The organism is Streptomyces bohaiensis (assembly GCF_012033785.1).
Taxonomy (GTDB): Bacteria; Actinomycetota; Actinomycetes; order Streptomycetales; family Streptomycetaceae; genus Streptomyces; species Streptomyces bohaiensis.
In genome coordinates this window covers 1-8,373 of record NZ_JAAVJC010000208.1, presented here as the reverse complement: position 1 = coordinate 8,373, position 8,373 = coordinate 1, and the positions used below count along the sequence as shown (strand labels likewise).

The 8,373-nt window shown below is 72.6% G+C and carries 9 protein-coding genes; 4 read left to right on the top strand and 5 right to left on the bottom strand.

Features of this window, described 5'->3' with window-relative positions; genetic code table 11:
• The coding region (locus tag HCN52_RS18620) for a hypothetical protein (RefSeq protein ID WP_168089594.1) at positions 1–1,126 on the bottom strand (1,126 nt) is incomplete at its 3' end.
• A gap of 369 nt (positions 1,127–1,495) precedes the next feature.
• Here HCN52_RS18620 and HCN52_RS18615 point away from each other — a divergent pair.
• Positions 1,496–1,765: a hypothetical protein gene (locus HCN52_RS18615; RefSeq protein ID WP_168089593.1), complete on the top strand. Its 270-nt coding sequence runs from the start codon at positions 1,496–1,498 to the stop codon at positions 1,763–1,765.
• A 181-nt stretch (positions 1,766–1,946) separates the two neighbouring features.
• On the opposite strand, the gene HCN52_RS18610 is transcribed toward HCN52_RS18615, so the two are convergent.
• The 3 genes from HCN52_RS18610 to HCN52_RS18600 all read right to left on the bottom strand — a co-directional run bounded on the left by HCN52_RS18610 (position 1,947) and on the right by HCN52_RS18600 (position 5,498).
• Complete coding sequence (locus HCN52_RS18610; RefSeq protein WP_168089592.1) at positions 1,947–2,948, bottom strand: hypothetical protein; 1,002 nt, start codon at positions 2,946–2,948, stop codon at positions 1,947–1,949.
• 50 nt (positions 2,949–2,998) lie between these two features.
• On the bottom strand, positions 2,999–3,688 hold the full coding sequence (locus HCN52_RS18605) for a hypothetical protein (RefSeq protein WP_168089591.1): 690 nt from the start codon (positions 3,686–3,688) through the stop codon (positions 2,999–3,001).
• 148 nt (positions 3,689–3,836) lie between these two features.
• Positions 3,837–5,498, bottom strand: coding sequence for a DNA repair helicase XPB (locus tag HCN52_RS18600; RefSeq protein ID WP_168089590.1), 1,662 nt, complete (start codon positions 5,496–5,498; stop codon positions 3,837–3,839).
• 216 nt (positions 5,499–5,714) lie between these two features.
• On the opposite strand from HCN52_RS18600, the gene HCN52_RS18595 reads away from it, so the two are divergent.
• The 3 genes from HCN52_RS18595 to HCN52_RS18585 all read left to right on the top strand — a co-directional run bounded on the left by HCN52_RS18595 (position 5,715) and on the right by HCN52_RS18585 (position 6,744).
• Positions 5,715–5,879: a DUF5993 family protein gene (locus HCN52_RS18595; protein WP_168089589.1), complete on the top strand. Its 165-nt coding sequence runs from the start codon at positions 5,715–5,717 to the stop codon at positions 5,877–5,879.
• On the top strand, positions 5,879–6,523 hold the full coding sequence (locus HCN52_RS18590; protein ID WP_168089588.1) for a disulfide bond formation protein B: 645 nt from the start codon (positions 5,879–5,881) through the stop codon (positions 6,521–6,523). The genes HCN52_RS18595 and HCN52_RS18590 overlap by 1 nt, the downstream gene beginning before the upstream one ends.
• 77 nt (positions 6,524–6,600) lie before the next feature.
• On the top strand, positions 6,601–6,744 hold the full coding sequence (locus HCN52_RS18585) for a hypothetical protein (protein WP_168089587.1): 144 nt from the start codon (positions 6,601–6,603) through the stop codon (positions 6,742–6,744).
• Positions 6,745–6,879: 135 nt separating this feature from the next.
• Here the strand turns inward: HCN52_RS18585 and HCN52_RS18580 are convergent.
• Positions 6,880–8,373, bottom strand: a 1,494-nt coding sequence (locus HCN52_RS18580) for a helicase-associated domain-containing protein (protein ID WP_209314719.1), incomplete at its 5' end; no start/stop codon positions are given.

Genomic DNA, 8,373 nt, shown 5'->3' with positions numbered 1-8,373 from the left:
TGTGGGCGATCATGCCCAACTGCCGGTCGAGGAGGTCGACGGAGCGGATCTCGCCGGGGTCGCCGTAGGCGGCGTGGCGCCACTTCTGCGGGTCGGTGGCCTCGGCGGTGATCATGTCGTCGGTCAGCTGGTAGAGGTACTGCGCGGAGGCGGGGCGGTCGGAGGCTTCGAGGTGGGAGATGATCCGTTCGTAGCCGTAGTACGTCTCGCGGGGGTCGCCGGCGGGGTCGGGTGTCTTCGCCAGTTCGCGGTGGCCGTAGGCGGTGGTCTGGTCGAGGATGTCCTGCCAGCGGCGCCCTTCCCCGGTCCGCAGCCATTCCTGGAACTCCGGGTCATCCGGGTGGGCGTCCTGCAGCTTCGGCGGGACGCGGGTGGTGGTGGCCAGGACGGTGCCGACGCCCCGCTCGACTCGCGAGACCAGATGCACCAGCGCGGGGGAGAGGTGGCTGCCCAGCTGCATCAGCCCCTCGACGCCCAACTCGTCGGCGAGGGTGTCGGCGAACGCCTGGTTGTCCCCGTGCTGGTCCAGCATGTCCGCCACCCACTGCTGCTGCAGCACGTTGGCGCGCAGCAGCGGGCCGGAGGCCTCCGCCACCTGGCGTGCCAGGGCTGCCGCGCCGTGGTGGCCGACCGGGGGCGGTGTGCCGCCCGGCTCCGGCAGCAGTGCGTTGACCGCGAGGGCGACCTCGCCCTCGGTCCGCTCGGCCTGTTCCAGTAGCCGGCGCAACTCATCGGCGTAGTCCGCGCCCAGCGCGAGGTGTTCCGGCTCGGGCTCGTGGATCCCCACGCGCTGCCACAGGGACGCGACCTCGCCCCGCAGGCCGAGCATCCGCTGGTCGATCGCCTGCATCTCCTGCTGGTACCGCGTCAGCAGCTCCACCAGCCGCCGGCCGTGCTCGCCCAGGTCCTCGCCGCCCCGGCTGACACTGCGGGTCGTGGCCAGCAACTCCTCGGTGTGATCGGTGGCATAGCTACCGCCGAACCCCTGGAAGGTGTGATGGGTGTCGACGCTGTCGGTCTCCACCGCCGCCGCCGACCGGCTCAACGCCCCGATCAACCGCTCCAACTCCGCCAGATCACCCGAGTACGACGGTATGTCCCCCACACCGATCAACGACGCACCCACACCAACAACCCCCTTCTCCCTGCCTACCTGCCTACCGGCCGCGCCCGCCCAGGACACAGCCTCCCCACCCCGGGAAGCGGCGGGGCACCACCCCGCACCGATCCCATCTGTAGCAGCGCCGACAACACGGGAGCAACGGGTCACCGGCGGATGTCACAGTGTTGTGGCACGCGACGACGACAGGGCACGACACTGCGGACTCGAGACGTCGCGCCGGCGAGGGGATTCAGTCGTCCGAGTGGCACGCCGCGCCATCAGGCGACGGGCGTCGTTGTACCGGTGAGGACGCACGGGCCCCGGGCCCGGCGCAAAGCCTTGCCGGTCCTGCCAGCCATGGGCCCGGCGACGACATGAGGAGCTGGGTTCACCATGACCGGAATGCGACAGACGGCCCGCGCCGCCGTGGCGGCGTGCGCCGCCGTCCTGCTGACGCCCGCGGTGGCAGCGGCAGCCGACGGCGGCACGGCGCCGGGCCAGCGGCTCGCTGCGCTGGGCACCTCGGCCGCCCAGCAGATGGTGGAGACCGGGGAACTGCTCGGCACGGTCGTCGAAGCCACGCCGCTCCAGCGCGACGAACCGCATCTGCTGAAGGACGACGAACTGCGGCTGCCGCTGATGCCGAAGAAGCAGCTCCGATAGCGCGACCTCGCAGGCGCTGGCCCCGGGCAGGTACGACGTCCGGGGCCGCTTCGCGCCCCGGGCTCGAACTGGAGAGGCGCCGCGTGCACCCCGGCCGGTGCCGCAACCCTTGGGCACGGGGCCTCGATTGCGGGATGTCGGAGACGGCGGGCACGGCGAGCGCCAGCCGCGAGCGGGTCGGTCAGCGGACGATGGTCTGGACTTCCTCGACGGGGATGTCGAGGGCGGTGGCGAACTCGCCGTCGGGGAGGGTGCCGGTGTTGCCGAGGGAGTCGGACCAGGTGACTTGCCAGGTCAGGGCTGCGGAGAGGGGGTATGTCGTGCTGTTGGTGGTGGCGCGGGTGTAGGTGATGCCGCATGGTGGTGTGCCGCCGGCGCCGGGGGCCCAGGCGGTGCCGATGCTGCCGTCGGAGGGCTCGCAGATGCCGCTGGTCGGGTGGGTGGTGGCGTCTGTGGTGCCGGGGTCGAGGGTGAGCCGGGCCGGCGTTGCGGTTGTCTCGGCCCAGAGGCCGTAGCCGTCGAGTTCGGCGCGGATCGAGACCGGCTCGAAGGCGGTGTTGTCCAGCCAGATCCAGGTGGGGAGGTTGACCTTCTGTGGCCCGTCGGCGGGGTTGAGGGAGACCTCGGTGTCCGGAACGCGGGTGCGCTCCCAGGCCAGTTCGGCCAGCAGCGTGGAGTCGACGACTCCGGGGCCGGGCGGCGGCGAGTCGGTGAACTCCACCCAGAACGTCCGGGCCGCGCACGCCATCTGGCCTTGACGGTCGGGATGTTCGCGGTTGATGACCCGCGTCCAGAACATGCCCTCGCCCTGCAGCTCCCGGTTGTAGTCGGGGAACTTGCCCTCCTCGCCGTACTGCTCCTCGTGGCTGGCGTCGAAGCTCTCCCGCATGTCGTCCGCCCAGATGTCGCGGTTGGTGTTGGCGTAGAAGTCTCGCCAGTGCCGGGCCATCTCCTCGGGCGTGTGCGTCGGGGCGTAGTAGCACGCGGGCGGTTCCCACGGAGTCGAGCTCTTCAACGCGCCCGTGCCGCCACCCCCGCGCGTGACGGTGAAGGTGATCCGCGCCTGCGCGTTGATCTCGCCGGCCTCGTGCCCCGCGTCCGTTTCCGGTTCGGGGGAGGGTCCTTCTCGGATTACCTCGTGGTTGGTGTCCCGCCCGCTCGCCCAGGCGCCCTGTGTGGTCAAACAGGTCGTCAGTACTGCGAGGGAGAGCGCTACTGCGCGCCCTGATCCGGTCAGTTGCACTCCGCAGCACCTCGTTCGCCGCGTTCCTCGACGGTCTGCCACACGCCTTGGTCGTTCAGTTCGACTCGTGTGTAGTAGATCGTCGCCTCGGCCGATGCGTCCGCCGCGGACGTCACTTCCCCGGTCGCGTGATCGACATCTGTCACCTCGGAGAAGTCGCGGCAGAACGAGACTGCCGCTGCGCCGTCTTCGAAGACGGTGACGTCCCGGCCGAAGATCCTTGCCTGGCCGGTCTGCACGGTTCCTGAGTCCACCATGCTCCCGATCAGCTTGATGGAGCTCACGAGAGCATCGCCGGCGATGTAGTAGTTGAGCGCCGGGTACTCGGTGTCCTGGTGGTTGATGGCGGCGTCCACGGCGTCGAAGTAGCCGCGGCTGTCGCGGAGGATGGCGTCCTTGACCTCGTCGCCGGTCTCGTCGTCCTCGTAGACGTTCTCGAAGTCGTCGCCGAGGTCGATCTCGGGGCGGTCGGCATCCGCATCGTCGTCGGCGTCCTCCTCGGGGGCCTCCGTGTCGGTGTCGTCCTCGTCGTCGTTCTCCGCTTCGCTCTGATCCACGCCCGGGATCGCGTCGTCGGTCGAGTCGTCGTCCCCGCCGCCGCAGGCGCCGAGGACGAGCGCGGCGCAGACCACGGCGGACACGGTGGCCGTCGTGCGACGGACCCGGCGAACACTGCTCACAACCCACTCCAGTCTTCAGGCGATCCGACCAACCTACGCACCAACGCGGTGCGGGTTGTAGGGACGGATGGTGACAGTCCTGTCACAGTGAGCGTGAGGGGGGCGGGCACGCGAGCGGGACGGCCACGTTCACCACCTCGTGTCCGCGTCACCCCTCCGCGTCGGGCTCCGGGGCTTCCTCCAGGTCGGAGGCGTCGACGATGCGGTAGGCGTAGCCCTGTTCGGCGAGGAAGCGCTGCCGGTGGGCGGCGAAGTCCTGGTCGACGGTGTCGCGGGCGACGACTGAGTAGAACCGCGCCTCGTGCCCGTCCGCCTTCGGCCGCAGCACGCGGCCGAGCCGCTGCGCCTCCTCCTGTCGGGAGCCGAAGGTGCCGGAGACCTGGATGGCGACGGTCGCCTCCGGCAGGTCCACCGAGAAGTTGGCGACCTTCGAGACCACCAGCACGTTCAACTCCCCGCTGCGGAAGGCGTCGAAGAGCTTCTCCCGCTGCGCGTTGCTGGTCTCGCCCTTGATCACGGGGGCGTCGAGCTGTTCGCCCAACTCGTCGAGCTGGTCGATGTACTGGCCGATGACCAGCGTCTGCTCGCCGGCGTGCCGGCGGACGAGGCGTTCGGTGACGCGGCGCTTGGAGTCGGTGGTGGCGCAGAAGCGGTACTTCTCGTCGGACTCGGCCGTCGCGTACGCCAGCCGCTCGCTGTCGGTCAGGTCGACGCGGACCTCGACGCAGTCGGCCGGGGCGATGTACCCCTGGGCCTCGATCTCCTTCCACGGCGCGTCGAACCGCTTGGGGCCGATCAGGGAGAACACGTCGGACTCGCGGCCGTCCTCGCGCACCAGCGTGGCGGTCAGTCCGAGGCGGCGGCGGGCCTGGAGGTCGGCGGTGAACTTGAAGACGGGCGCGGGCAGCAGGTGGACCTCGTCGTAGACGACGAGCCCCCAGTCCCGGGAGTCGAAGAGCTCCAGGTGCGGGTAGACGCCCTTCCGGCGGGTGGTCAGCACCTGGTAGGTGGCGATGGTGACCGGCCGGATCTCCTTGCGCGCGCCGCTGTACTCGCCGATCTCGTCCTCGGTCAGCGAGGTGCGGCGGATCAGCTCCGTCTTCCACTGCCGGGCCGAGACGGTGTTGGTGACCAGGATCAGCGTCGTCGCCTTCGCCGTGGCCATGGCTCCCGCGCCGACCAGGGTCTTGCCCGCGCCGCAGGGCAGCACGACGACGCCGGACCCGCCGTGCCAGAAACCCTCGACCGCCTGCTGCTGGTAGGGCCGCAGTTGCCAGCCCTCCTCCCGCAGCTCGATCGGGTGGGCCTCGCCGTCGACGTAGCCGGCGAGGTCCTGCGCCGGCCAGCCCAGCTTGAGCAGGGTCTGCTTGATCTGGCCGCGTTCGGAGGGGTGGACGACCACGGTGTCGGGGTCCACCCGCTGGCCGACCAGCGGCTTGACCTTCTTCGAGCGGAGGATCTCCTCCAGCACCGGTCGGTCTGTGCTGGTCAGCACCAGTCCGTGCGCCGGGTGCTTGGAGAGGGTGAGCCGCCCGTACCGGGACATGGTGTCCGCGACGTCCACGAGGAGGGCCTGCGGCACGGGGTAGCGGGAGTAGGTGAGCAGCGCGTCGACGACCTGCTCGGCGTCGTGGCCGGCGGCGCGCGCGTTCCACAGGCCGAGCGGCGTCAGCCGGTAGGTGTGGATGTGCTCCGGTGCCCGCTCCAGCTCCGCGAACGGCGCGATGGCCCGGCGGCAGTCGGCTGCCTTCTCGTGGTCGACCTCCAGCAGCAGCGTCTTGTCGCTCTGCACGATCAGTGGCCCGTTCACACGCACTCCTCCGTCCGGGACCGCACGGCCCGGAAACGGGCCAAGCTTCCAGTGTCGCACCCACCCGGACGGAACCCGGGTGAGCCGGCTCACCCGGACCCCGCCCCGGGCCGAGGGGCTCGGCTGGTTGGTCGAGCGTTGGGCCGAACGGGTGGTGCGGGGGAGTGAAGGGGCGAGGCGCGCTTCGGAGGGGCGCCCGTTGGTTAGCTTCCGCCCATGGACACTCTGATCTTCGCCGGGCTGCTGGCCACCTGGTACGCGCTGGTCCGGGAGCGGTCGCGGGCGGGAGCGGTGGTCGGCTGGTGGCTGGCGGCGCTGGCCTCCGTCGGGCTCTTCGCCTATCTGATCAGCGGGGACCTGTCCATGGGGCTGACCTTCTGATGGCGGTCCTCATCCCGGACCGGCTGGCGCAGACCGGGGAGCGGCCCGCCGCTCTGGAGACCGGTCAGTACTGGTTCGCGTGCTGTTTCGTGCTCGGCTGGTCCGGGGCGCTGGCCGCCGGGCTGTACTACCAGTTCGCCACCGGCCACCTGCCCTGCGCGCTGTCGGTCCTCCAGCGTGTCTTCATGGTCCTCGCGCTGCTCGCCGCCGCGCAGATCGTGCGCCGGGGGCTGGCGGGCGGGCTCTCCAGCCGGGACCACATGCGGGCCTGGGGCATGGCGCTGGTGGCCTGTGTCGGTGGCGCGCTGGTCGCCGGGCGGCAGACGATGCTGCACGTCATTCCGGGCGACCCGGGTTTCGCCGGCCGGGTGCTCGGCCTGCACCTCTACGTCTGGGCGCTGCTGCTCTTCCTGGCAGCGATCCTGGTGCTCGGCCTGGTGATGACCGTGGCGCACCGCACGGGTGAGGCGCCCGGACCGGTCCGGGGCGCGGCGCAGCGGACCGGGTGGTTCGTGCTGGTGGTGGCCGGGGCGGTGATCGCCGCCTGCGTGGTGGTGACCTTTGCGCAGCAGGGGTTCCACGCCCGCATCCCCGGCGACCCGGACCGGTACCGGCTCTTCTACGACCTGCGGCTGAAGGGCTGAAGGGCTGAGGGGCTAGCCGCCGAAGGGGCGCCGGTTCCGGTGCCTGCGCGACCGGTGCGCGGTACCGGGAGTTGCGGATGGAGCAGCGGTGCGAGGCGCTGCTGGGGGTGTCGACCGGTCTGCGGGGCGGGTTCGTTCCCGAGCGACCGCGGTCCCTCGTCTCCACGAAGCCGACCACGCTGCGGGCGTGGGCGCGGCAGGAGCTCGCTCCGCGGCTCTGACACCCGCCCCCGGCGCGGGTGAGCCCCGGCGCCCCGTCCCGCCCCGCCGACCCCGCTGACCTCCGCTGCGCGGTCGGTACCGCGGCCGGCGTCCGCCGTGTCACCGCCGCCGCGGCGGTCGGTGACACGGCAGCGTCAGCTGCTCGCCGGGGCGGCCCCGGTGATCCGGTGCAGCGGATAGGTCCGGACCTCCTCGGCGGTGTGGTCGAAGGCGGTGACGAAACCGCCCTCCACCCGCACCGGCGCGAGGACCCGCTGGGTGGCGACCCCGTCGGCTCCCACGTAGCCGATCCAGACCAGCGCCGCGCTGCTCGCCGCGGAGCGCAGCAGCCGCAGGGTCTCCGCGGGCTCCGTCCGGGGCAGTGAGGCGGGCGGGTCGGAGGGCGGACGTCCACCGCTGTTCGGTGCCGCGCCCGCCGCGTGGTCGCCGGAGCGGATCGCGCGGACCGCCGCCCGCAGCAGGGAGGCGTCCGTCCCGGGCGGCCCGTCGGGCTGCGGCTCCGGGACGGCGCGCGGCGGCGTCCGGCGGGGCGGGGTCCCCGCGCCCACGGCGACCGCTCCCTCGCTGCTCTCGGCGGACGGTGCGTAGCCGTGCTCCTTGAGGGCCGCCAGCAGCAGGTCACCGCCGGCCGGGCCGACCAGGACGGTCGGCGCGATCCGCCGCAGCCGCAGCGGTGCCAGCCGGCGGTCGGCCAGCACCTGGTCGAGGGTGGCCTCGTCCTCGCAGGTGACGTACCCGGCGGCCGTTCCGGCGCGGAGCCGCCCGTGGCGCCGGGCCACGTCGTCGACGAGGTAGCTGAGCGGTTGCGGCACCGGGGTGCGGGAGTGCTCGGTGAGGAAGGCGTGCAGCTCGGCGGCGGTCCGCCCGGCGTCCAGGGCGCGCCGTACCGACGTGGGGCTGAAGCGGTAGACGGTGGCGCCGCCGGTGGACTCCACGTCCGCCGCGTCCCCGAGCGCGCGTGCCAGGTCCCGGACCAGCGGCCCCGGGGCGACGGCGGTCATGTCGGCCTGGAGGAGGAAGTGGTCGAGCGGTTCGGGCAGCAAGGGGGAGAGCAGCTCGGCGGAGGACGCGGCGGCAGCCGCCGGGTCCACCTCCGCGGTCGTATCGGCGGGCACGGGCCCGGGGGAGGACGTCGGCGCGGCGGCACCGGCCCCGGGGGCGGACGCCTCCGCCCCCGCTGCGGACGCCTCCGACTCGGCTCCCGCCGACTCCGGCGCAGCGTCCGCTCCGCCCGATTCCGGGGATACGTCCGGGCGCGTGTCCGCGTCCGCGTCCGTGTCAGCCTCCGCATCCGCGGGCGTGGTCGTCGCGGGCTCCGCGGCACCGGTCAGCAGGGCGACGGCGGCGTGGTCCGGTTCGGCCGCGCGCGCCTGGGCGGCGGTCAGCAGCGGACGGGCGAACCCGGAGAGGGCACCGTGCGCGGTGACCCCCAGGTGTTCGGCCTCGGTCAGCACGGCGGAGCACAGCAGCTCCCGCAGCGGGTCCGGCATGCGGCGCGGCGCCTGCCAGCGCAGCCGCTCGCGGAGCGCGGCCTGCTCGGGCGCGGCGCCCGGCTCGACGGAGGCCAGCAGCGTCAGCAGGCGCAGGCGCAACTCCGGTGCGGGGCCGCTGGTCCGGGACCTGGCACG

Bases quoted from the DNA above. Each gene is read 5' to 3' on its own strand.
- HCN52_RS18590 (WP_168089588.1), top strand. From the start codon at position 5,879: ATGGCGGTCCTCATCCCGGACCGGCTGGCGCAGACCGGGGAGCGGCCC.
- HCN52_RS18615 (WP_168089593.1), top strand. From the start codon at position 1,496: ATGACCGGAATGCGACAGACGGCCCGCGCCGCCGTGGCGGCGTGCGCC.
- HCN52_RS18585 (WP_168089587.1), top strand. From the start codon at position 6,601: ATGGAGCAGCGGTGCGAGGCGCTGCTGGGGGTGTCGACCGGTCTGCGG.
- HCN52_RS18595 (WP_168089589.1), top strand. From the start codon at position 5,715: ATGGACACTCTGATCTTCGCCGGGCTGCTGGCCACCTGGTACGCGCTG.